Consider the following 23495-nt stretch of genomic DNA (forward strand, 5'->3'; position numbering starts at 1 on the left):
CCCGGGGCGGAGCCCCGCGACCTCAACCCCGCCGCAGCGAAACCATTGACCCGCACAAAACCAAGTGGCATCGTTCCCACATGGGATCGATGCCACACCGGCGGATAACCGAGGACGTCTTCCGCTTCGAAGACACCTGCCACGTCTACGTACTCCGCAACGACCGCGAAGCCGTCCTCATCGACTTCGGCACGGGCCAAGTCCTCGACGAACTCGCCGCCCTGGGAATCGACCAGGTGACGGACGTCCTCGTCACCCACCACCACCGCGACCAGGTCCAGGGCCTGGCCCGCGCCGCCCGCGAGGGCATCCGGATCTGGGTCCCCCCGGTGGAACGCGACCTGATCGACGCGGTCGACGAGCACTGGCGCACCCGCCCCCTGGACAACGACTACGACGTGCGCCAGGACCGCTTCTCGCTCCTGAACCAGGTCCCGGTCACCGGCACGGTCGCCGAGTACCGCACGGCCCGCCACGGCGCGTTCGACATCCATACGCTGCCGCTGCCGGGCCACACGGTCGGCTCGGTCGGCTACGTCGTGGACGTCAACGGCCGCCGCCTCGCCTTCACCGGCGATCTGATCCACGGCGAGGGGCGGGTCTGGTCCCTCGCCGCGACCCAGTGGGCGTACACCGGCTGGCACCCGAACGCAGGCGTGGAGGGCGCGGCGGCCACGATCCTCTCCTGCATCCAACTCATGGACCACGCTCCGGAGTTGCTGCTCCCGTCCCACGGTGACACGGTCACGGACCCACCCGCCGCGGTGACCCGCCTGCGCACCCACCTCCAAGAGCTCATCGACATGCGGCGCCCCACCCCCTGGGAACCCGAGCCGATGCTCGCGAGTCCCTGGAAGCCGGTCACCCTGCATCTCCTGCGCAACGTCACGAGCATGGCCAACTCCTACGCCCTGCTCTCCGACAGCGGCACCGCCCTCCTCATCGACTTCGGCTTCGACCTGACGACCGGCCTGCCGGGCGGCCACGACCGCTCCTCCCGCCGGCCGCTGCTCGCCTCGATCGAGGCGCTGCGCCGCGACCACGGCATCGAGCGCGTCGACGTCGCCCTGCCGACGCACTACCACGACGACCACGTCGCCGGTTTCAACCTGCTCCGCGAGGTGCACGGCACCCAGGTCTGGGCCCCCGCCCACATCGCCCCCGTGCTCGCCGCGCCCACCCGCTGGGACCTGCCCTGCCTCTGGTACGACCCGATCCCGGTCGACCGTTCGCTGCCGGACAACGGCACCGTGCGCTGGCGCGAGTACGAGATCGGCGTCCACGAACTGCCCGGCCACACCCTCTACGCGGCCGCGTACTCCTTCACCGTCGACGGTCGCCGGGTCATCGCCACGGGCGACCAGCAGAACACCGCGTGGGCCCCCGGCGGCGGGCAGCCGGAGCTGCTCAACTACCAGTACCGCAACCGCTTCCGCATCGACGACTTCGTGCGCAGTGCCGAGCTGTACCAGCGGCTGCGCCCGGAAGTGATGATCAGCGGACACTGGCAGCCGTTCGAGGTGAACGACGCCTACCTCGACATGCTGTCCACGGAAGGCGCACGCCTGGCCCGCCTGCACCGTGAACTGCTGCCGCGCGACGTCGACTTCGAGGCGGAGGGATTCGGCGCACGGATCTTCCCGTACCGCAGTGCGCCCGCGCCGGGCGGCACGGTGCCGCTCACGGTCGAGGTGCGCAACCCGTTCCCCCGGGCGGAGACGGCACGGCTCGAACTGGTCGTCCCATCCGGCTGGAGCGCCGATCCACCGGTACGCCAACTCAAGCTGGGCGGGCGGGAGGTGGCCGAGGCGCGGTTCACCCTGCGGGTGCCCGCCGATGCCCCGGCGGCGGAGCGGATGCGGGTGGCGGTGGACCTGGCGGTGGGACAGATGACGTTCGGACAGCAGGCGGAGGCATTGGTGAGCGTGCGATGACGACAACAACATCCGTACACGGCACGTACGTCGAAGGAGCCGTGGAGGTGCGGGCCGCAGGCTGGCGTCTGACCGTTGCCTCTGACGGTCAGTCCGCCGAACTGCGCACGACCGACGTCTCCGTGGCGCACCATCCCGTCCACCTCGAACTCGCCGGAGCCCTCGACCGGACCGACCGCACCGACGAGACGCTGTCCGTCGAGGCGCCGGTGCTCGACGTCACAGGACCGCATCCGGTGATCACAATCGGCCGCCGCAGCAGCGCCTGGCGCGCGGCCCGCACCACGATCACCTGCACGCCGCGAGGCCCCGTCCTCAGCTGGGAGGTCGAGGGCGAAGGCACCTTGCGGCAGAGCCTGTTGCTCGCCGGGCGTGCCGCGCTCGGCGGCCGTGGCGGCGGGCTGCGCCCGAGCGGTCACGCCTGGCGGACGCTCTTCACGCCGAACCCGGGACCGCCCCGCCGCCTCACCCGGGGCGCGGGCGAGAGCGCCGTCATCGGAGTGTGCGGCGACGCCCGCCCCGGCCGCGGCCACTGGTTCTTCACGCCCGCCCCGCTCGCCCTCGCCCTGACCGAGGACCGCATCGACGACGCCGCCGACCCGGCTGCGACCGAGGCGCCGCACGGCTGGTGGACCGTATCGGCCGGAGCGCCCCGCGACGCCCTGACCTTCACCGAGCTGACGTACGTGCCCTCCGGCGGCGGCTTCCACCTGGCCCTCTCCTACGAGGGACACACCCGCGTCGACGGCGTGCACCGCTCGCCCTCCGTGCTCGTCTCGCCCGGCCACCCGGACCCGTACACGGGCCTGCGCGCCCACCGCGACTGGCTGGAGCGCGAGGGCTGGACCGCGCACCCGCGCACCGCCCCCGAGGACCGCCCCGCGTGGTGGACGGAGCCGATGTTCTGCGGCTGGGGCGCCCAGATGGCCCGTTCCCGCGCCACCGGCACACCCGCCCCCGCACTGAGCACGCGGGCCGAGTACGACGCACACCTGGACCACCTCGAACACCACGACCTCGTACCGGGAACCGTCGTCATCGACGACAAATGGCAGCAGCAGTACGGCAATTGGCTACCCGACGAGACCCGCTGGCCCTCGCTCAAGGAGTGGATCGCCGCCCGTCACGCCCGCGGCCAGAAGGTCCTCCTGTGGTGGCGGGCCTGGGCCACCGAGGGTGTCCCCGACGCACTGTGCGTGCGCACCGCGGACGGGCACCCCGTCACCCTCGACCCGACCCACCCCGAGGCCCGCGAACTCCTGGCCGAGAACATCCGGACCATGCTGTCGCCCGAAGGCCTCGACGCCGATGGGCTGAAGATCGACTTCACCGCCGACACCCCGACGGGCGAAGGCCTGCGCAGCCACGACGGCGACGTATGGGGGATCGCGCTCCTGCACGCGTACCTGGAGGTCGTGTACGAGGCCGCCAAGGCCGCGAAACCGGACGCGCTCGTCGTCACCCACACCCCGCACCCGGCCTTCGCCGACGTCACCGACATGATCCGGCTCAACGACATGCTCCGCCTCGACGACCCGGACCCGTATGCGCGCGTGGTGCCGCAGATGCGGCTGCGCGCGGCCGTCGCCTCTGCCGCCTGCCCCGAGACACCCGTCGACACCGACGACTGGTGCCCGCCCGACCGCGAACAGTGGCGCGCGTACACCGGGATGAAGGACGAACTCGGTGTCCCGGCGCTCTACCTGAGCACCCATGTGGACCGGACCGGCGAGCCGCTGGAGGACATCGACTACGCTGCGTTGCGGACGATGTGGGCCCGATGGCGCGGACGTGACGGGCCCGGGGGTGGCACGGCGGGGCCGAAAAGGCCGGCGGGGGCGACGGGAAGGACGGCCTGATGGCGAACGGGGCGGCGGCTGTGCGTGGCGGCGGTTCGGGCGGCAGGCGTGCGCGGGCGACCCTGCGCGATGTCGCCGAAGCCGCGGGAACCTCGCGCTCCACGGCCTCCCGGGCGCTCGGCGGGCACGGTTATGTCGCCGACCACATCAAGGAGCGGGTCGAGGCCGCCGCCGAGCGGCTCGGCTACGTACCGGACGTGTCGGCGCGCACCCTGAAGGGACGCAGCAGCGGTCTGGTGGGCGTCCTCGTCTCCGACCTGCGCAACCAGTTCTACGCCGAGCTGGCCGCGGGGGTCGAGCACACGTTGTCCGCCGCCGGGTACCAGATGGTGCTCGTCGACGACCACGCCGACGAGGAGCGGGCCGCAGCGGGGGCGCGCGCCTTCCTGGCGATGCGGGCGGACGGGGTGCTGCTCACGCCCGTCGCGCGCGGGGCCACCGAGACCCTCGTCGGGCACGGCGTCCCGGTCACGGAGCTGGACCGCAGGTCGGGGGTGCGCGGCTGCGACGCCGTCGCCATCGACAACGAGCGGGGCGCGCGGCTCGCCGTGGAGCACCTGATCGGGCTCGGCCACCGTGACATCGGCATCGTCGTCGACGAGGTCCAGTGGGACACCGGGCGCAACCGACTCAAGGGCTATCGGGCGGCGCTGCGGGACGCGGGTCTGCCCGTGCCGCGCCGGCATGTCCTCGACCTGAGCCAGGGCGAGGACGACCAGGCCGCCCAGCTCGCCGCCTTCCTCGACGGAAGCCCGTCCCTGACCGCCGTGTTCGCCGCGAACAACGTCATGGCCGAGCTCGTCTGGCAGGAGCTCAAGCGGCGCGGCTGCGCCGTGCCGGAGGACTGCTCCGTGGTCTCGTTCGACGACCTGGCGTGGATGAAGATGGTCGAGCCCGGCCTGAGCGCCGTACGCCAGCCCGTGTTCGACCTCGGTGGGCGGGCCGCCGAGCTGCTGCTCGACCGGGTCGGGCGGGACGGGGCAGGAAGGGCCGAATCGGTCGTCCTGCAGCCGGAGTTGGTGCTGCGCGGCTCGACCGCGCCGCCCAAGAACTGACCCACCAGGCCCGTCAGGGACCCTCAAGACTGACCCACCAGGCCCGCCAGGGACCCTCAAGAACTGACCCACCAGGCCCCTGGAACCGGCACCACCCGGACCCACCGCTCAATTCCAGCAACTGCCCGGCCGAAAACCGTTGACGCTCGGACCGCATGTGGCTACGTTCTCACATGGGATCGATGCCACACCGGGGACGTCGCCAGTCAGCAGGACGCCGGTGGACCAGAGCCGGATCCCCTTCCCCTCGTGTAGCCAGCCACTCAAAGGAGAGATGATGGCGGCACCACCCCAGCGCATACGCCGTAAGGCGGCGGGACTCGCCGCGGCGTTCGCCCTGCTGCCGGCGCTGTCCGGCTGCGGCGGCGTGAGCGTGGCCGACAGCGGCAACTCCACCTTCACCACCATGGGGTTCATGCAGTCCGACGCCCTCGCGAGCGACCGCATGGACGCGGCGCGCAAGGCGCTCGCACCCGACGGCCTGCACATCCAGGTCAACGAAGGCGCCTTCGACTCGCAGCAGTTCCTCTCCGCCGTCGCCGCGGGCGACGCCCCCGACGCGGTCGTCATGGACCGCACCCTCGTCGGCGGCTACGCGGCCCGCGGAGCGCTCATGCCGCTGACCGACTGCCTCAAGCGTGAACACATCGACACCGGCGGCTACGTGCGGACGGCCATCGACGAGGGCTCCCTCGACGGCACGGTGTACGCGCTCCCGGACTCGTACGACAGCCGGCTGCTGCTCACCAACGACAAGGTGCTCAAGGACAACGGCACCAGCGCCGCCCAGTTCTCCACGGGCAACTGGAAGAAGCTGGAGGCGACGACGCGCACGCTGCAGAAGCGCAGCGGCGGCAAGCTCACCCGGATCGGCTTCGACCCGAAGATCCCCGAGTTCTTCCCGATGTGGGCCAAGGCCAACGGCGCCGACCTGATCAGCGCCGACGGACGCACCGCCGAGCTGAACGACCCGAAGGCCGTGCAGGCCCTCACGTACGCGGTGAAGCTGGTCGACGCGCAGGGCGGCTGGGGGAAGCTGAAGGCGCTGCGCGACTCCTTCGACATGTTCGGCGCGAAGAACGAGTTCGTGCGCGAACAGCTCGGCTCCTTCCCGATGGAGGACTGGTACGTCAACGTCCTCGCCGGTTCCTCGCCCAAGATCGACCTCGCGCCCGACGTGTTCCGCGACCGCAAGGGCAAGCCGCTCAACTGGTCGTCAGGACTCGGCTGGGCGATCCCCAAGAACGCCAAACACCCGGACGCCGCCTGCGAGTTCATCAAGACGATGACGTCGACGAAGACGTGGGTGCACGCCGCGCGGGCCAAGGCGAAGGAGACGCGCGCGAGCGGCTCGCCCTATACCGGCGACGTCACCGGCAACCTCGCCGCGGACCGCATCATCGAGCGCGACGTCTGGAAGCCCACCGGCAACAAGGCCTTCGACAAGGCGACCCGGATCGTCTTCGACCTCTCCCGCAAGGGCTTCGCGGTCCCGTCCAACGCGGCGGGCAGCGAGTTCAAGGACGCCTGGCAGTCCGCGGTGAACCGGGTCCTCTCCGGAGAGCAGACCCCTCAGCAGGCCCTCGACCAGGCGCAGCGCAAGGCACAGAGCGCGCTCGACCTCGCCAACGAAGGACGTGAGTAGCGTGCAGTCCGTCCTCACCCCGAAGCCCCCGAAATCCCCGAAGTCCGGCAGGGCGGCGCGCACCCAGGACCCGGCCACCGGAAAGCCGAAGGCCGCAGGTAGTGCTCGGCGCCGCGAGATCTGGGCCGCGTACGGGTTCATCTCGCCGTGGATCATCGGCTTCGTCGTCTTCACCGCGGGACCGATGCTCGCCAGCCTCGTCCTGTCCTTCACCGACTACGACGCCATCGGCTCGACCCACAACGTCGGGTTCGCCAACTACCAGCAGCTCTTCGAGGACCCGCAGGTCGCAAAGTCGCTGATGAACACGCTGATCTTCGCCGTGCTGCGGGTGCCGCTCGCCATGGCGTTCGCGCTCGTGCTCGCCATGCTGCTGCTGAAGGTCGGCCGCACCGCCGGGTTCTTCCGCACCGTGTTCTATCTGCCCGTGATGACACCGCCGGTCGCCGTCGGCATCCTCTTCCTGCTCCTGTTCAACGGCAACGTCGGCCTGATCAACCACGTCCTCGGCTTCTTCGGCATCGAAGGACCGTCCTGGACCACCGACAGCTTCTGGGTGAAACCGGGCCTCGTGCTCACCAGCCTGTGGTCGGTCGGCTCCACCGTCGTCATCTACTTCGCGGCGCTGCGCAATGTCCCCAAGGACCTTTACGAAGCAGCCGAGTTGGACGGCGCGAGCCGCTGGACGTCCTTCCGGCACGTCACGCTGCCGCAGATCTCCGGAACGCTGTTCTTCACGCTGATCGTCAACACGATCGCCTCGCTGCAGACGTTCACGGAGGCGTACACCGCGTTCTTCGGCACCGCCACCACACAGTCGTACAGCAGCGACGCGGCCCTGTTCTACGTCGTCTACCTCTTCCAACAGGCCTTCCAGTACATGCACATGGGCTACGCCTCCGCCCTTGCATGGCTGCTGTTCCTGGTGATCCTCGTCATCACCATCATCCAGGCCAAGGTCAGCAAGCGGTTCGTCTACTACGAGGGTGACCAGCGATGACCCAGCTCACGATGCGTCCCGACACGAAGGAAGGCACCGCCAAGCGGGCGCTGCGCGTCGTCGGTGTGCTGCTCGCCTCCGTCGTCTTCCTCTATCCGTTCGTGTGGCTGATCAGTGCCTCGCTCAAGCCGTCCACCGACGTCTTCGACAACGCGCTGATCCCGCACGTGGTGCAGTGGTCGAACTACCAGGAGCTCTGGAAGGCGCTGCCGCTGTTCACCTGGATCGGCAACAGCGTCCTGGTGACCCTGGCAGCCGCCGTCACCGTCACGGTCAGCAGCGCCGTCGTCGCCTTCGGGTTCGCGTACTTCCGCTTCCCCGGCCGCGACGCCCTGTTCGCGCTCGTCATCGGCACGATGATGCTGCCGGCCGCCGTCACGATGGTGCCGCAGTACATGGTGTGGAACTGGCTGCACCTCGCCAGCTCCCAAGTCCCCTTGTGGGCGCCGAACTTGTTCGGCAGCGCCTTCTACATCTTCCTGCTCCGCCAGTTCTTCCTCGGCCTGCCGCGCGAACTCTTCGAGGCGGCCCGCGTCGACGGCGCGGGCTACTGGACGCTGTTCTGGCGGATCGCGGCGCCACTGTGCCGCCCCGCCCTCATCGTCACCTTCATCTTCGAGGTCCAGGCCTCCTGGACGGACCTCGTGCGTCCCCTCATCTATCTGCGCGACCCGCAGCTGTACACGGTGCCCCGCGGCCTCAAGGCCGTCCTCGACCAGTTCGGCGACGGCGGCGAGATGCGCTGGGAGATCGTCTGCGCGGCCAGCGTCGTGGTCACCGTACCGATGATCATCGCCTTCTTCGTCTGCCAGCGGCACTTCACGCAGGGCATCGCCACCACAGGAAGCAAGGGCTGAACAGTCACATGACCAACTCAAGCGTGCTCGCGCTCGACATCGGTGGCACCAAGCTCGCGGCCGGCGTGGTGCGGGAGGACGGCGAGGCGCTGTCGTTCCTGACTGTGCCCACCCGCGTCGAGCAGGGCCCCGCAGCCGCCCTCGACCGCCTCTTCACTCTCGGACGCGATGCGCTGCGGGCCGCCGGCATCGACCCGGACGACGCGCCGCGCGCCCTGCTCGGCTGCGGCATCGGCTGCGGCGGGCCGCTCGACTCCACGTCGGGCGTGCTCGTGGCGCCGCCGCACCTTCCGGGCTGGCTCGACATCCCCATCACCCAACTCGCATACGATGCCTACGGGTTGACGTCCGTCCTCGACAACGACGGTACGGCCGGCGCGGCGGGGGAGTGGCGATTCGGCGCCGGACGCGGCACCCGCCACCTCGTGTACCTCACCGTGTCCACCGGCGTCGGCGGCGGCTTCGTCGTCGACGGCCGCACCTACCGGGGCGCGGCGGGCAACGGCGGGGAGCCGGGACACATCACCGTCCGCTCCGAGGGCAGGACCTGCAAGAGCTGCGGGCGGGCCGGCTGCCTTGAGGCGTACGTGTCCGGCACCTCGATCGCCGAACGGGCCCGTGAGGCCCTCGTGTTCGACCGGCAGACCGTGCTCGCGGGGCTGCCGACCGACGGGATCACCGCCGCGGACGTGGCGCGTGCCGCCCGGGAGGGCGACGAACTCGCCGCCGAACTGTGGCAGGAGACCTGCGAACTCCTCGCCCAGGGCCTCGCCTCCATCGTCAACCTCTACGAGCCGGAGCTCGTCGTCCTCGGCGGCGGAGTCACCCGCTCCGGCGAACAACTCCTCGCCCCCGTACGGGAGAAGGTGGCCCGCCTCGCCATGGGTCCTGCCGCCGGAGCCGCCCGCATCGTGACCGCCACCGGCGGCGACAGGGCCGGGGTGCTGGGCGCCGCGGCCATCGCCTTCGAACGCCTCACGGAACACGACGGGTCCGCCGCGGGACTCGCCCGAGTCTGACCCCTTCCCTACCTCGCCGACTTCGCCGAACGCCCCGACGTCTCGCCTCTGGAGCACCATGTCCGCCCCGCCCACCGCCCGCCTCAGTCCGACGACCCAGATCGCCGAACACGTCGCCGCCGCACAGCGCCTGGAGGAGTTGCTGCCCACCCTGCGCACCGTCGGCGACGCGCTGATCGAGGTGTTCCGCCGCGGCGGCCGCCTCTACACCTTCGGCAACGGAGGCAGCGCCGCCGACGCACAGCACCTGGCGGGCGAGTTCATCGGCCGCTACCTGCGTGAACGCAAGGCGCTCCCCGCGGTCTCGCTCGTCACGGACCCCTCCGTCGTCTCCTGCATCGGCAACGACTACGCGTACGAGGAGGTCTTCGCCCGCCAGGTCGAGGCCCTCGTCACCGGCGACGACATGGTGGTCGGCTTCACCACGTCCGGGCGCTCCGCGAATGTCATCCGGGGCCTGGAGGAGGCGCGGAAGCGCGGCGCGCGCACCGTCCTGTTCGCGGGCGGTGACAACGACGGCATGCCCGCCGCCGTGCACGCCGACGACGTCCTCGTCGCCCCCGCGCACACCACCGCCCGTATCCAGGAGATGCATCTGACACTCCTGCACCTGCTGAGCGAGCACGTCGACGCCTGGGCCGCGGGCGCGGACGCCGACCACCTCCCGAACGACCACCACCAGCACGACCACCGCCCGGAGGCCGCCGTATGACCACCGCGAAGCCCAACTCCCGCGAGCGCACCCTGCACCTCGTCGGCAACGCCCACATCGACCCGGTGTGGCTGTGGCGCTGGCCCGAGGGTCTTCAGGAGATCCGGGCCACCTTCCAGTCCGCGATCGACCGCATGGAGGAGTACCCCGACTTCGTGTTCACCTGCGACTCCGTCATGTACCTGGAGTGGATCGAGCAGCACGACCCCGATCTGTTCGCCGCGATCCGCAAGCGGGTCGCCGACGGCCGCTGGCAGATCGTCGGCGGCTGGTGGATCGAGCCCGACTGCAACATCCCGTCCGGCGAGTCCTTCGTCCGCCAAGCCCTGTACGGGCAGCGGTACTTGATCGAGAAGTTCGGCGAGGCCGCCACGATCGGCTGCAACCTCGACCCGTTCGGGCACAACGCGACCATCCCGCAGATCCTCCGCAAGTCCGGGATGGACGGCTACATCTTCCTTCGCCCGGGCCCGCACGAGCAGGTGCTGCCCGGCCAGTTCTTCCACTGGGAGGCGCCCGACGGCTCCCGCGTGATGGCCTACCGGCTGCCCAACGAGTACTGCACGCCCGGCAAGGACATCGGCAACCACCTCGACAAATCCCTCGCGATGATGCCGCCGGACGAGCCCGAGCTGATGGTGTTCTACGGCGTCGGGAACCACGGCGGCGGACCCACCAAGGCCAACCTCGACTCCATCGCCCGCCTCGACGCCATCGGCGGCCTGCCCAAGCTCGAACTCTCCCACCCGGAGCGGTTCTTCGAGCGCGTCCGCGACCGCGAGGACGTCCCCGTGCACGCGGGCGAACTGCAACACCACGGCCCCGGCTGCTACTCCGCCCACTCCGGCGTCAAGGCGTGGAACCGCCGCGCCGAGAACGACCTCCAGCGCGCGGAGAAGTGGGCGTCGGTCGCGGCGGCCGTGGCGGGGGAGACGTACCCCGTCGAGAAGCTGACGGAGGCCTGGAAGCTCGTCCTGTTCAACCAGTTCCACGACATCCTCGCGGGGACGTCGATCCGCTCCGCCTACGACGACGCCCGCGACGACTACGGCCGCGCCCGCTCGATCGCCGCCGACGTCTTCAACCGGGCCACCCAGGCGATCGCCCGCCGCATCGACATCCCGCTCGCCGACGGCACCGTGCCCGTCGTCGTCTTCAACCCGCATCCGTGGGAGCTGGAGCAGGACGTCGAGGTCGAGTTCGCGCAGGCCGCCACCGTGCGCCTCACCGACCAGGACGGCCACCCGGTCCCTGTGCAGCTGACCCGGTCCGAGGCCAGCATGATGGGCAGCCGGGGCCGGCTGGCGTTCCGGGCCACGGTGCCGCCGCTCGGACACCGGGTGTACCACCTGCTGCCGGGCGCCGTGGACGCGGACGGCCCGGTCAGGGCGACCGACACGACCCTGGAGAACGAACACCTGCGCCTGGAGGTCGACCCGGCGAGCGGCTGGCTCACCTCCTTCGTCGACAAGTCGACCGGCGCCGAACTGATCCCCGCGAAGCCCGCCCCGCACGCCGTCGTCATCGACGACAAGAGCGACACCTGGGGCCACCGGGTGCGCGCCTACGACCAGGCCATCGGTTCCTTCACCGGCCGCCGCGTGCGCCTCGTCGAGTCGGGCCCGGTGCGCGCGGTGCTGCGCATCGAGTCCGCGTACGGCACCTCGCGCATGGCGGAGGAACTGGTGCTGTCGGCGGGCGCCCGCTCCGTCGAGGTGCGCACCGTCGTCGACTGGCACGAGCGGCTCAAGACGCTCAAGCTGCGCTTCCCGACGGCGCTCACCGACGTCACGGCCACGCACGAGATCCCGTACGGATTCATCGAGCGCACCCCCGACGGCACCGAGGAGCCCACCCAGGCGTGGGTCGACGTCACCGGCACCCTGCCCGGCGGCAAGCGTGCGGGACTCACCGTCGTCAACGACAGCAAGCACGGCCACGACGTCACCGGCGCCGAGATCGGCATGACGGCGCTGCGCAGCCCCGTCTACGCCTGGCACGAGCCGAAGATCCTCGACGAGGACGGCGTCTACGAGTACCTGGACCAGGGCCGCCAGGAATTCCGCTACGTACTGCTGCCGCACGGCGCGGACTGGCGCGCGGCCGACCCGGCACGCCGGGCCGCCGAGCTGAACCAGCCGTCGTTCGCGCTCCTGGAGACCTTCCACGAGGGACCGCTCGCCCAGTCGCAGGCGCACGCCGACGACGGCGCGGGCAGCGTCCTGGTCACCGTCGTGAAGGGCGACGAGGACGCCTCCGGCGACGCGATCGTGCGGGCCTACGAGTCGCGGGGCACGGCCGCGTCGGCGCGGATCGCGCTGCCGATGCTGGGCGAACAGCGGGTGATCGAGGCCGAGTTCGGGCCGCACGAGATCAAGACGTTCCGCGTGCCCGCCGACCAGGCGGCCCCTGTCACCGAGACGGACCTGCTCGAACTCCCCGTGCCCGCGAACAGCACGCCGGAGGCCTGACCCACGTGCACACGCTCGACAGCGGCTGGGAGCTGCGCGGCTGCCTGGGGGACACCTGGCGCTGGCTGTGCGGCCCCGGCCGCCCGGACGGGGAACCCGGCTGGTTCCCCGCCCGGGTCCCCGGCTCGGTCCTCGACGACCTGCGTGCGGCCGGGCAGATTCCCGACCCGTACGTGGGCACGAACAGCCTGCTCACCGAATGGGTGCCGCAGCGGGCCTGGCTCTACCGGCGCTCCTTGGGCCTGCCTGTCCTGGCGGCCGGCGAACGCGCCCTGCTGCGTTTCGACGGCGTCGACCACGAGGCGACCGTCCTCGTCGACGGGCACGAAGTCGCTCACCACGAGGGCATGTTCGTGCCCTTCGAGGTCGACGTGAGCGCGTACGCGGACGGCGCCCCGCACCTCCTCGCCGTCGTCGTCCACCCCGCCCCGCCCGGCGAACCCCAGGTGGGCCGGACGGACCGGGTGCGCACCCACAAGACACGCATGAACTACGGCTGGGACTTCTGCCCGCGCCTCGTCCACCAGGGCGTCTGGAAGCCGGTACGCCTGGAGATCGCAGGCCCCGTGCGGCTGCGGGACGCGGTGGTCGGCGCGTACGTCGAGGCCGAAGGCCGGGGGAGCGTGCGGGTCGAGGCGGCCGTGGAGGCGGGCGAGGCCGGGGTGCTGCACGCCGCTGTGCATGCGCCGGACGGGGCACTCGTCGCGAAGCTGACGGCTCCCTTCGAGGCGGAGAGCGGCCCGGTCCTGGCCGAACTCGACGTACCGGAATCGGAGTTGTGGTGGCCGAACGATCACGGCGCGCAGCCGCTCTACACGGTGACCGTACGGGTGTCGGGCGGTGAGCCCGTGGTGCGTACGGTCGGATTCCGCACCGTGCGGCTCGTACCGAACCCCGGCGCACCTGAGGATGCCCTCCCGTACACCCTGGAGGTCAACGGGCGCCGGATCCACGCCAAGGGCTGGAACTGGGTACCGCAGGACGCGCTCTACGGGGTTCCGCAACCGGACCGGCTCGCGCATCTGCTGCACCTCGCCGCCGACGCGCACGTCACGTTGTTGCGGGTGTGGGGCGGCGGGCTGATCGAGACCGAGGAGTTCTATCAACTCTGCGACCGGCTCGGCCTGTTGGTGTGGCAGGAGTTCAGCCTTTCCAGCTCCGGCATCGACTCCGTACCGGCCACCGACGACGCCTACCTCGATCTGATGGAACACGAGGCGCGAGCGATCGTCCCCGCCCTGCGCCACCATCCTGCGCTCGCCCTGTGGGGCCCCGGCAACGAACTCCACGACACGGCCACCGCCACGCCGCTCGACGAGAAGACCTCACCGGTCGTCGCGCGGCTGGCCCACGTCGTGTCGGAACTCGACCCGGAGCGCTCCTGGTTGCCCGGCTCACCCTCGGGCCGCGACTTCCTGAACACGAGGGAGAACATCGAGCGCGCGCCCGGCGGACAGCACGATGTGCACGGGCCGTGGGAACACCAGGGCCTGGGCTCGCATCAGGAGTTGTACGACGCCGGGACCAGCCTGCTGCACTCCGAGTTCGGCGTGGAGGGCATGGCCAACCGGCGCACCTGGAATGCCGTGGTGCCGCCGGATGCCCAGTGGCCCACCGACCGGACCAACCCCGTCATGGAGCACCTCGGCGCCTGGTGGAACAACGCGCCGCTCGTGCAGCAGACGTTCGGCGGCCGGCTCGACAGCGTGGACCTGATGCGCCGTGCCAGTCAGCAACTCCAGTACGACGGGCTGCGTTACGCGGTGGAGGCCAACCTGCGGCGTGCGCCACGCTCGTCCGGAGCCATCCCCTGGCAGTTCAACGAGCCGTTCCCGAACGCCTGGTGCACGGCCGCCGTCGACCATCGCGGCGACCCCAAGCCCGCCTACCACGGTGTGCGCCGCGCGTACCGGCCCGACCATGTGTGCGCGTCGTTCGCCACGCAGGCGTGGGCCGGGCGTGAGCGGTTCGAGGCGCGGGTGCACGGGTGGCGGAACGGAGTGACGGTCGCGCGGATCGTGGCACTCGACGGGAGGGTGGTGACGGAGAGCCGGGGCGCGGAGGTGGTCCTGTCGGCGGATGAACTACCGGGACCGCTCTTCGCGCTGGATCTACAACTGCTTGCGAAAGAAGGCGAGTTGAAGGCAGTCAACCGATACGTGCACAGTGTCGGCGCCGACCTCTCCGCCTACCTCGACCTGCCCCCGGCCCACGTCTCGCACGACTGGTCCCCGGACCGTCGCCACGTACGCCTCACCCACGTCGAGGGCCCCGCCGCCCTCGGCCTCCACCTCACCGACGCCCGGTCCATCGACACCCCCGGATGGGCCGTGTTCGGCGACAACATGCTCGATCTGCTGCCCGGAGAGTCCGTCGAGGTGCCCGTCACCTGGCGCGACGCTCCCGAAGAGGGCCGCGCCGTACTGCTGGAAGGCTGGAATGTCGATGCCCGAGTCCTTGACTGAGCCGCAGGCTCCTCCGGCGCGGGTGCTGCGCGCCGAGGCCGAGGGGCTCGTTGAACTGCCCTACGTAGTAGGGGTGTTGGATGCGGCCGGGCAATGTCTGCCGGTGCCGGTCATGCCCACCGCCGTACCCTCGCTTTTTAGTGGCAACGCCCACGGCTTCACCGCCACCCTCCGGCTGAGCCGCGTCGACGGGCACTCGTACGACGCCGAGCTCGACGTGCGCCACGACGGGACGGAGCCCGTCGACGCCGGGCTCCGCGTGGAGCTGCGGCTCGGCGCGAGCGACGATCCCGGCTGGCTGATCCCCGGCGCCTTCTACGGCGAGAACCGCCGCCCCGACTGCGCCCGCCCCTACCCGCGCTATGCGACCGAGGGCCCTCAGGACGATCTCACCGCGTCCGCCTGGTCCTTCCGCGCCGACCGTTGCGCCACCCCCGCCGTCTTCGCCCGCGACCGGCGTGGCGGCGCCGCGCTCACCCTGGCGGAGACCGGGCCGCTCGGTGAACAGGGCGTCGGATTCGCCTTGTTGGACGGCGACCGGCCGGCGCTGCGGCTGCACGCCCCGTACCGCGAGGAGCCCGTCACCTACTACGGGTCCGGTGACCCCAGGCCCGCCGACACACCCCTGCACACCTGGCGGCCCGGCGAGGAACACACTCTGCGCTTCACCGTGCACCTCCTCGACACCGACCCGCACGCCTACGCGGGCGTGCTGCGCGCCCTGCATCAAGCGGTGCCGGAGGGGGAACCCGCCGCGTGGATGGGTATCGACGAGGCCGCCGCGCTGTCCGCCGAAGGGCTGTACCGCTGGCACTACCGCAGCGACCCGCCCGTCCTCCTGGAGACCGCCGCCTTCGACCGCGAGGCGCTGGGTGAGAGCGGTGACCGGCAGGCGATGCACGTCTCCTGGATCAGCGGCGTGCCGTACGCCCACGCCCTGCTGCTGCACGCCCGTCGTACGGGAAACGGCGAACAGGCGGACGCGGCCTGCGCCGTCATCGACCACATCTGTGCCAACCTCACGCCCGGCGGCACCTTCTGGGGCCAGTGGTCGCGTACGCGCGGATGGTCGGCCGGATGGACGGGCGACGCCGAGCGGCTGCACGCGCGCACCCTCGGCGACGCGACACTGTTCACGCTGCGGGCCCTGGTCGCCGAGCGGGCGCGGGGCCACGAACACCCCTCCTGGGAAGCGGCCGTGCGGGGCAATCTGGCTGCCGCGCTCGCCGGGCAGGACCCCGCCACCGGGCGTCTCGCCGCCGCGCACGACGTGCACACCGGTAAGGCGCTGGACCACGAGGGCGCGGCGGGCCTCGCGTTCGTCGGCGCGCTCGTCGAGGCCGCCGAGGTGTTCGCGGAACCCGCGTACCTGGAGGCGGCCCGGCGTGCGGGGGCCGCGTTCGCCGACGACGTGCGCTCCGAGTTCCTGTGCGGCGCCCCCGAGGACGTCTCCCTCGCCCCGACCTCCGAGGACGGCTACAACGCGGTCATCGCGTACACGCTGCTCCATGAGGCGGGATCCACCGAGGGCGACGCCGGGCGGTGGCTCGACCTGGCCCGCCGCGCCGCCGACTGGACCCTCACCTTCCGTTATACGTACGACGTCCACTTCGACGAGCACACCTTCCTCGCCCGCTACGGCTTCCGCACCCGCGGCGCCGACCAGGCCTCCCCGTCCAACCAGCACCTGCACGCCTTCGGCCTGATCTGCCTGCCCGAGTTCGTGCGCCTCGCCCGGCACCTCGACGACGCCTACTACCTGCGCTCGACGCGCGAGAACCTCGACTGCTTCCGCCAGTTCGTGGCCCGCGCCGACGGTGACTTCAACGCCTACCGCGGCATGGTCAGCGAGCGCTTCTACCAGACCGAGTGCTTTCAGGCGAAGGGCATGCTCCTCACGCTCTCCCACGCCTGGTCGGCCGGCGTGCTGCTGTACGCCTGCGAGCGCGCCCGTGAACTCCCCGAGTTTCAGGAGGCTTTGTGACGACGCCCGGCTTGCACTTCCCCGCGGGTTTTCGGTGGGGCACCTCCACCTCCTCGTACCAGGTCGAGGGCGCTGTCGACGCCGACGGGCGCGGCGAGTCGATCTGGGACCGGTTCTGCCGTGTACCGGGCGCGATCGACGGCGGCGACACCGGTGATGTCTCCGTCGACCAGTACCGCCGCCGCGCCAACGACACCGCGCTGATGGCCGAACTCGGCACCAACGCCCACCGGTTCTCGCTCGCCTGGCCGCGCATCCTGCCCGAGGGCGCGGGCCGGGTCGAGCAGCGGGGCCTCGACCATTACGACCGGTTCATCGACGGGCTGTTGGAGCGCGGCATCGAACCGCTCGTCACCCTCTACCACTGGGATCTGCCGCAGGCCTTGCAGGAGCGCGGCGGCTGGCGGAACCGGGAGACGGCGGAGCGCTTCGCCGACTACGCGGCCGTCTGCTTCGACGCGTTCGGCGACCGCGTCCGCGACTGGGTCACCATCAACGAGCCCTGGATCGTCGGCCTGCTCGGCCACCAACTCGGCCTGCACGCACCGGGCGAGAAGGACCTCAAGGCATCCGTCACCGTCATGCACCACCTGCTGCTCGCCCATGGACTCGCCGTCCGCGAGCTGCGGGCCACCGGGCGCGACGACGCCCGCGCCGGTATCGCGTACTCCCTCTTCCCGCACACCCCCGACGACCCGGCGAACCCTGCTGACCGGGCCGCGTCCGAGGCGTCCGACGGCTACGTCAACCGCTGGTTCCTCGACCCCGTGCACGGCCGCGGCTACCCCGCCGACATGCGCGCCCACTGGGAACAGGCGGTGGGGGAGCTCGACTTCATCCGCGAGGGCGACCTCGACACCGTCGCGGCGGGCAGCGACTTCATCGGCGTCAACTACTACACGCGCCGCATCGTCAGCGCCCACGCCGGTGACGGTCCGTGGCCCTGGAAGGTCGAGGAGGGCCGCCCCGACGTCGAACGCACCGACCTCGGCTGGGAGATCGTCCCCGACGACCTGGAAGCCCTGCTGGTGCGCCTGCACCGCGACCACCCGGGCGTGCCGCTCCTGATCACCGAGAACGGCGCCATCTACGGCGACGGGCCGGATGACGACGGCCGCGTGCGCGACAGCCGCCGTATCGCCTTCCTCCGCTCCCACCTCGCAGCCGTGCACCGGGCGATCGACGCGGGCGCCCCCGTCGAGGGCTACTACCACTGGTCGCTGCTCGACAACTTCGAGTGGGCGATGGGGTATTGGCCCCGCTTCGGCCTCGTCCACGTCGACCGGGAGACGCAGCGTCGCACCGTCAAGGACAGTGGCCGCTGGTACGCGGAGGTGGCCCGTTCCGGTGTGCTGTCCGCGTCCGAGGGCGGGGCCGCACGATGAGCGGGGGCGTGCTCCTGGGCGGGATCGACATCGGCACGACCCATGTGAAGGCGGTGCTGTGCGACGGCGAGGGGCGGGTCGTGGGCCGCGTCAAGTCGCCAACGCCTTATGGGAGTTTGCCGCACACCCACCCCGCCGACGGTCTCGTCGCGGCAGCGCTCGGCGCGCTCGCGCAGTGCGTCCGCGAGGTCGGGCGGGCGCCGGAGGCCGTCGGTGTGACCGGGATGGCGGAGGCCGGGGTGCCGCTGGACGCGGACGGCCGCGCCATCGGCCCCGTACGCGCCTGGTCCGATCCGGCACCGGCCACGCATGCGGCACGCCTCGCCGAGGCTTTTGGTCGCCCTCAACTCCACGCCTGTACCGGTGTGTTGTCCAGCCCGAAGGTGCCGCTCGCCAAGTGGTGCGCGTTGGTGGCGGACGACGCGGGGCTGCCCGGGCGGATGCGGACGTGGGCGGGCGCCGCGGATCTCGTCGCGCACGCGCTGACGGGGGCCGTCGGTACGGATGCCACCTTCGCGCAGCGGACCATGGCGTGGGACCCGGTCGCGCGGGAATGGCTCCCGGAGCTTCTGGACGAGGCGGGCCTCGGTGTGCACCACATGCCGCGGGTGTGCGAGGTCGGCGAACCGGTCGGGCACGTCACGGCGCAGGTCGCGGCCGACGTCGGACTGCGTGCGGGCACGCCTGTGGTCGTCGCTGGGCACGATCACCTCGTCGGCGCCTGGGCCGCCGGGGTGCGTGGGCCCGGGCAGGTCGCCGACTCGATGGGTACGGCCGAGGCCGTCCTCACGGTGACCGGCGAACCGCCCGACCGCGCGCGGGCCGGTGCCGAGGGCATGTCGTGGGGGCGGCACGCCGACGGCGAGCACTTCATCGTGCTCGCGGGGGCGGCGAGCTCCGGGCTGTTGGTGGAGTGGTTCTGCGACCGGTTCCTCGACGGCGTTCAGGGCGCCGGGCGCTACGAGGAGTTCGCACGGCTCGTCGCCACGTTGCCGGCGGCGCCGTGCGGTCCGACGGTCACCCCGTACGCACACGGGCGCAGCGCTCCGCGGCCCGATCCGCAGGCCCGGTTCGCGGTGCACGATCTTCGCCTCGAGCACGGGCCCGCCCACATCGCCCGCGCCATCCTGGAGGGCACGGCGCACCAGGCGCGCTGGATGACCGACACGCAGGCGCGGCTGTGTGGGGGCGCGGCCCCGGACTCGGTGACGCTGCTCGGCGGTTCGACCCGGTTGTCCGCCTGGACCGCGCTCAAGGCGGCGGTCGGGCCGTGGCCCACGCGGGTGTGCGCGGAGCCGGAGGCGGCGGGGCTCGGTGCGGCGCTTCTCGCTGGCCGCGCGGTGGGGGTGGACGGGGTGTCGCCGGTCGCCCCCTCGCACCCCGTGGTCCCCGACGCGACAACGGCGCAGGCCCACCGGGCCCATCACCAGGACCGTTTCCTACCCTTGGCTGCCGCCACGCCACCCGCCCCTTCAGGGCCGACCGCCCCCACGCCACGGGGCTCCGCCCCGGACCCCGCTGCTCAATCGCCGCAGGGGCTTGATTTGGCCCACCCGCCTGGCACGGCTCCCCACCCGGAGGTAGACGGCCGCCACCCCGCCTTGGGCAGCCTGCGGCCAACCACGGCTCCCCACCCCGAGCGGTCAGCGTCCAGCGCCTTGGGCAATCTGCCGCCTGGGGCGGCAGGGTGGGCAAGGCGGCCCCCGGTGCAGGCCGCACCTCACGACGACTCCGACCCCGTTACAGCCAACGACCCCGAGGAACCCACCCCATGACCTGCACCCGCACCGGTACCCGTACCACCCCCCTGCTCGCCGGAGGCTCCCTCGCCCCCGCCCACCTGGCCCGAGAAACCGGCACGTTCGCCATGGTCGCCGCCGACCAGCGCGACTCGCTGCGCACCATGATGGCCGAGCGCACCGGCGTCCCCGGCGAGGAGATTCCGCACGACCACCTCACCGACTTCAAGATGGCCGTCGCCCGCGAACTCGGCCCGCACGCCTCCGCGTTGCTCATCGACCGCGACTACGGTTATCGGCAGCTGATCGACGACAACGTGCTGCCCAGCACCTGCGCACCGATCCTCGCCGTGGACGTCCTCGACCAGGAGCCCGGGCAGGCCGTCGAGGGCACCTCCCTCGACGAGGCCGTGGACACCGCCGCGGTCGTCGCCGACGGCACCCGTGGCCTGAAGCTCCTCGTCATCTGGCGCCGCGACGACCAGCGCGACGCCCGCGTCGAACTCGCCGCCCGTTTCGTCGAACTGTGCCGCGAGGCCGGACTCGCCGCCGTCCTCGAACCCGTGGCCCGCCCCACCGAGGGCGAACAGGACACCTTTGTACTGAACGACGCCATCGTCGACGCCGCCCGCGAACTCGCTCATCTCCGCCCCTCGTTGTACAAATGCCAGGTCCCCGACGGCGGCGTCGGCTCCCTCGCCCACCTCACCGAACAGGCCACCCGCATCGACGCCGTCGTCGACGTCCCCTGGGTCGTCCTCTCGCAGGGCGTCGCCGCCGCCGACTTCCCGACCGCCGTCGAGGCCGCCTGCCGCGCCGGCGCCTCCGGCTTCCTCGCGGGCCGCGCCCTGTGGACCGACGCCCTCACCGGCGACCGCGACGCGGCCCTCCGCGGCCCCAGCACGGACCGCCTCCGCCTCCTCGCCGACATCGTCGACACCCACGGCCGCCCGTGGTGGGAGACCGCCGCGGCCCGCGCGGAGGTCTCGGCATGAGCACCGCCGCCCCCCGCGTCTGCGTCCTGCACACCGTCGCCGCACTGCCCGCCACCTTCGACCCGCTACTGCGCGAACTCGCCCCGCGCACCAGCCCGTACCACGTCGTCGATGAAAGTCTCCTCGCCGACACCGTCGCCCACGGCCCGCTGCCCCGCACCGCCGCCCGCCTCGCCGCCTACGTCCAGCAGGCCGAGGCGGCCGGCGCCGACGCCGTCCTCGTCACCTGCTCGTCCGTCGGCCCGTTCGCCGAACAGGCCCGGCCGCTCACCGGGATCCCGGTGCTGCGTGTCGACGAGCCCATGGCCGCAGAGGCCGTCCGCACCGGCAGCCGCATCGCCGTCCTCGCCACGCTCGACTCGACCCTCACACCCACCGTCGACCTCGTGCGCCGCGCGGCCGTCGCGCAGGACCGTGACATCACCCTCACCACCACCGCCTGCCCCGGCGCGTACGAGGCGCGGACCGGCGGTCACCCGGACCGGCATGACGCGCTCATCGCCGCCGAGGCCCGACGGCTCGCCGCCGACCACGACGTCCTCGTCCTCGCCCAGGCCTCGATGGCGAACGCGCTCACCGCACTGCCGCAGGGCGCGCTCGGCGTACCCGTCCTCACGTCGCCGCGCTCCGGCACCGCCCAACTCGCCGCCCTGCCGGGCCGGAAGGAAGACACCCCGTGAACCCGGACGACGCCTGGTGGCGCTCCGCCGTCATCTACCAGATCTACGTCCGCAGCTTCGCCGACAGCGACGGCGACGGCATCGGCGACCTCCCCGGCATCACCGCCCGCCTGCCCCACGTCGCCGACCTCGGCGCGGACGCCGTGTGGCTCACCCCCTTCTACCCGTCACCGATGCGCGACGGCGGCTACGACGTCGCCGACTACCGGGACATCGACCCCCGCTTCGGCACGCTCGCCGACGCCGACGAACTCCTCGCCCGCGCGCACGCTTTGGGCCTGCGCGTCATCATCGACATCGTCCCGAACCACACCTCCGACCAGCACGCCTGGTTCCAGGAGGCCCTCGCCGCGCCGCCCGGCAGTCCCGCCCGCGCCCGCTATGTCTTCCGTGACGGCCGGGGCGACGGCGGCACGGAGCCGCCCACCGACTGGCAGTCCGTCTTCGGCGGCCCAGCCTGGACCCGCGTCCCCGACGGCCAGTGGTACCTCCACCTCTTCGACGCCACCCAGCCCGACCTCGACTGGACCCACCCCGACGTCGTCGCCGAGTTCCACGACATCCTCCGCTTCTGGCTCGACCGCGGCGTCGACGGCTTCCGCTTCGACGTCGCCCACGGCATGGCCAAGGACCTCGCCGAACCGCTCCGCGACCTCGGTCCCGACCAGGTGCACCACCGCATCGTCGGCGACGGCTGGCACGGCAAGCACCCGTTCTGGGACCGCGACGAGGTGCACGACCTGCTGCGCGGTTTCCGCACCGTCACCGACTCCTACGAGCCGCCCCGCGTCACCGTCGCCGAATCCTGGGCGGCCCTCGACCGACGCGGCCAGTACGTCCGCCCCGACGAACTCCACCAGGCCTTCAACTTCGACTTCCTTGGCGCGGACTGGGACGGCGCGGTGCTGCGCGCCACCATCGACCGCTCCCTCGCCCTCGCCGACGAGGTCGGCGCAACGCCCACGTGGGTCCTCTCCAACCACGACGTCGTACGCCACACCTCCCGCCTCGCCCTGCCACCCGGCACCGACGTCGAAGCCTGGCTGCGGTCCGGAGGTACCGACCCGTACGTACCCCCGGCCCTCGCCGCCCGCCGCGCCCGCGCCGCCGCACTTCTCCTCCTCGCCCTCCCCGGCGCCGCCTACCTCTACCAAGGTGAGGAACTGGGCCTCCCCGAAGTCGCCGACCTCCCGGACGAGGCCCTCCGCGACCCGGTACGCCTCCGCTCCGCCGGCGCCCGCAAGGGCCGCGACGGCTGCCGCGTCCCGATCCCGTGGGAACGCACCGGCCCCTCGCACGGCTTCGGCCCGGCCGCCCCCTGGCTGCCCCAGCCCGCGAGCTTCGCCGACCTCTCAGTAGAAGCCCAACAGGCCGACCCCACCAGCACCTTGACCCTCTACCGCGAGGCCATCGCACTGCGCCGCACCCTCCTGACCCCGGACAAGCACGTCACCTGGCACTCCACGGAACCCGACCCCGTACTCGACTTCACGGTCGGCTCCCTGCGCTGCGTCTCCAACCCGTCCCCCGAACCGGCACTCCTGCCCGACGTCCCCTCCGGACCCCCGTCCCTGACCAGCCTGCCTCTCCCGGCGACGGCCCGGCTCCTGCCTCCGGACGCCACGGTCTGGTACCGCGTCGACACCACCGAGCCGACCCAGGAGGGCGGATCCGTGGGCTGAGCGGTCCCAGCCC

At 71.8% G+C, this 23495-nt stretch carries 16 protein-coding genes; all 16 read left to right on the top strand.

The genetic code is table 11. The features are described 5' to 3' along the window. Positions 1–80 precede the first annotated feature (80 nt). The 16 genes from ACYSUO_RS23670 (at position 81) to ACYSUO_RS23745 (ending at position 23482) form a co-directional block, all read left to right on the top strand. Positions 81–1934, top strand: coding sequence for an MBL fold metallo-hydrolase (locus ACYSUO_RS23670; RefSeq protein ID WP_461778238.1), 1854 nt, complete (start codon positions 81–83; stop codon positions 1932–1934). Then, positions 1931–3793 carry an alpha-amylase family protein gene (locus tag ACYSUO_RS23675; RefSeq protein WP_461778239.1) on the top strand — a complete coding sequence of 621 codons (1863 nt, stop codon included), beginning with the start codon at positions 1931–1933 and terminating at the stop codon, positions 3791–3793. Before ACYSUO_RS23670 ends, ACYSUO_RS23675 begins: the two co-directional genes overlap by 4 nt. Continuing rightward, complete coding sequence (locus ACYSUO_RS23680) at positions 3793–4848, top strand: LacI family DNA-binding transcriptional regulator (protein WP_403714501.1); 1056 nt, start codon at positions 3793–3795, stop codon at positions 4846–4848. Before ACYSUO_RS23675 ends, ACYSUO_RS23680 begins: the two co-directional genes overlap by 1 nt. Before the next feature lie 277 nt (positions 4849–5125). Further along, complete coding sequence (locus ACYSUO_RS23685; RefSeq protein ID WP_461778240.1) at positions 5126–6493, top strand: extracellular solute-binding protein; 1368 nt, start codon at positions 5126–5128, stop codon at positions 6491–6493. Position 6494: 1 nt separating this feature from the next. After that, positions 6495–7493: a carbohydrate ABC transporter permease gene (locus tag ACYSUO_RS23690; RefSeq protein ID WP_461778241.1), complete on the top strand. Its 999-nt coding sequence runs from the start codon at positions 6495–6497 to the stop codon at positions 7491–7493. Beyond that, on the top strand, positions 7490–8350 hold the full coding sequence (locus ACYSUO_RS23695) for a carbohydrate ABC transporter permease (protein WP_461778242.1): 861 nt from the start codon (positions 7490–7492) through the stop codon (positions 8348–8350). The genes ACYSUO_RS23690 and ACYSUO_RS23695 overlap by 4 nt, the downstream gene beginning before the upstream one ends. An 8-nt stretch (positions 8351–8358) precedes the next feature. Further along, positions 8359–9369 (top strand): ROK family protein, encoded by a 1011-nt coding sequence (locus tag ACYSUO_RS23700; protein ID WP_461778243.1) that lies wholly within the window; start codon positions 8359–8361, stop codon positions 9367–9369. A gap of 58 nt (positions 9370–9427) precedes the next feature. Further along, positions 9428–10081: a D-sedoheptulose-7-phosphate isomerase gene (locus ACYSUO_RS23705; protein ID WP_461778244.1), complete on the top strand. Its 654-nt coding sequence runs from the start codon at positions 9428–9430 to the stop codon at positions 10079–10081. Continuing rightward, a complete protein-coding gene (locus tag ACYSUO_RS23710; protein WP_461778245.1) occupies positions 10078–12552 on the top strand; it encodes an alpha-mannosidase in 2475 nt (824 codons plus the stop codon). The genes ACYSUO_RS23705 and ACYSUO_RS23710 overlap by 4 nt, the downstream gene beginning before the upstream one ends. Positions 12553–12557: 5 nt before the next feature. Next, positions 12558–15017 (top strand): glycoside hydrolase family 2 protein, encoded by a 2460-nt coding sequence (locus ACYSUO_RS23715; RefSeq protein WP_461778246.1) that lies wholly within the window; start codon positions 12558–12560, stop codon positions 15015–15017. Next, on the top strand, positions 15010–17001 hold the full coding sequence (locus ACYSUO_RS23720) for a hypothetical protein (RefSeq protein WP_461778247.1): 1992 nt from the start codon (positions 15010–15012) through the stop codon (positions 16999–17001). Before ACYSUO_RS23715 ends, ACYSUO_RS23720 begins: the two co-directional genes overlap by 8 nt. Further along, positions 16998–18386, top strand: coding sequence for a GH1 family beta-glucosidase (locus ACYSUO_RS23725; protein WP_461778248.1), 1389 nt, complete (start codon positions 16998–17000; stop codon positions 18384–18386). Before ACYSUO_RS23720 ends, ACYSUO_RS23725 begins: the two co-directional genes overlap by 4 nt. Then, positions 18383–20161, top strand: coding sequence for an FGGY-family carbohydrate kinase (locus ACYSUO_RS23730; RefSeq protein ID WP_461778249.1), 1779 nt, complete (start codon positions 18383–18385; stop codon positions 20159–20161). Before ACYSUO_RS23725 ends, ACYSUO_RS23730 begins: the two co-directional genes overlap by 4 nt. After that, complete coding sequence (locus ACYSUO_RS23735) at positions 20158–21120, top strand: hypothetical protein (RefSeq protein WP_461778250.1); 963 nt, start codon at positions 20158–20160, stop codon at positions 21118–21120. The genes ACYSUO_RS23730 and ACYSUO_RS23735 overlap by 4 nt, the downstream gene beginning before the upstream one ends. Continuing rightward, positions 21117–21800 carry an aspartate/glutamate racemase family protein gene (locus tag ACYSUO_RS23740; RefSeq protein WP_461778251.1) on the top strand — a complete coding sequence of 228 codons (684 nt, stop codon included), beginning with the start codon at positions 21117–21119 and terminating at the stop codon, positions 21798–21800. The genes ACYSUO_RS23735 and ACYSUO_RS23740 overlap by 4 nt, the downstream gene beginning before the upstream one ends. Then, positions 21797–23482, top strand: a complete 1686-nt coding sequence (locus ACYSUO_RS23745; protein WP_461778252.1) for a glycoside hydrolase family 13 protein — start codon at positions 21797–21799, stop codon at positions 23480–23482. Before ACYSUO_RS23740 ends, ACYSUO_RS23745 begins: the two co-directional genes overlap by 4 nt. Positions 23483–23495: the final 13 nt, after the last annotated feature.

The organism is Streptomyces sp. UC4497, from assembly GCF_054871485.1.

Bases quoted from the DNA above. Each gene is read 5' to 3' on its own strand.
- ACYSUO_RS23680 (WP_403714501.1), top strand. From the start codon at position 3,793: ATGGCGAACGGGGCGGCGGCTGTGCGTGGCGGCGGTTCGGGCGGCAGG.
- ACYSUO_RS23695 (WP_461778242.1), top strand. From the start codon at position 7,490: ATGACCCAGCTCACGATGCGTCCCGACACGAAGGAAGGCACCGCCAAG.
- ACYSUO_RS23730 (WP_461778249.1), top strand. From the start codon at position 18,383: ATGAGCGGGGGCGTGCTCCTGGGCGGGATCGACATCGGCACGACCCAT.
- ACYSUO_RS23710 (WP_461778245.1), top strand. From the start codon at position 10,078: ATGACCACCGCGAAGCCCAACTCCCGCGAGCGCACCCTGCACCTCGTC.
- ACYSUO_RS23670 (WP_461778238.1), top strand. From the start codon at position 81: ATGGGATCGATGCCACACCGGCGGATAACCGAGGACGTCTTCCGCTTC.
- ACYSUO_RS23740 (WP_461778251.1), top strand. From the start codon at position 21,117: ATGAGCACCGCCGCCCCCCGCGTCTGCGTCCTGCACACCGTCGCCGCA.
- ACYSUO_RS23675 (WP_461778239.1), top strand. From the start codon at position 1,931: ATGACGACAACAACATCCGTACACGGCACGTACGTCGAAGGAGCCGTG.
- ACYSUO_RS23735 (WP_461778250.1), top strand. From the start codon at position 20,158: ATGACCTGCACCCGCACCGGTACCCGTACCACCCCCCTGCTCGCCGGA.
- ACYSUO_RS23705 (WP_461778244.1), top strand. From the start codon at position 9,428: ATGTCCGCCCCGCCCACCGCCCGCCTCAGTCCGACGACCCAGATCGCC.
- ACYSUO_RS23700 (WP_461778243.1), top strand. From the start codon at position 8,359: ATGACCAACTCAAGCGTGCTCGCGCTCGACATCGGTGGCACCAAGCTC.
- ACYSUO_RS23685 (WP_461778240.1), top strand. From the start codon at position 5,126: ATGGCGGCACCACCCCAGCGCATACGCCGTAAGGCGGCGGGACTCGCC.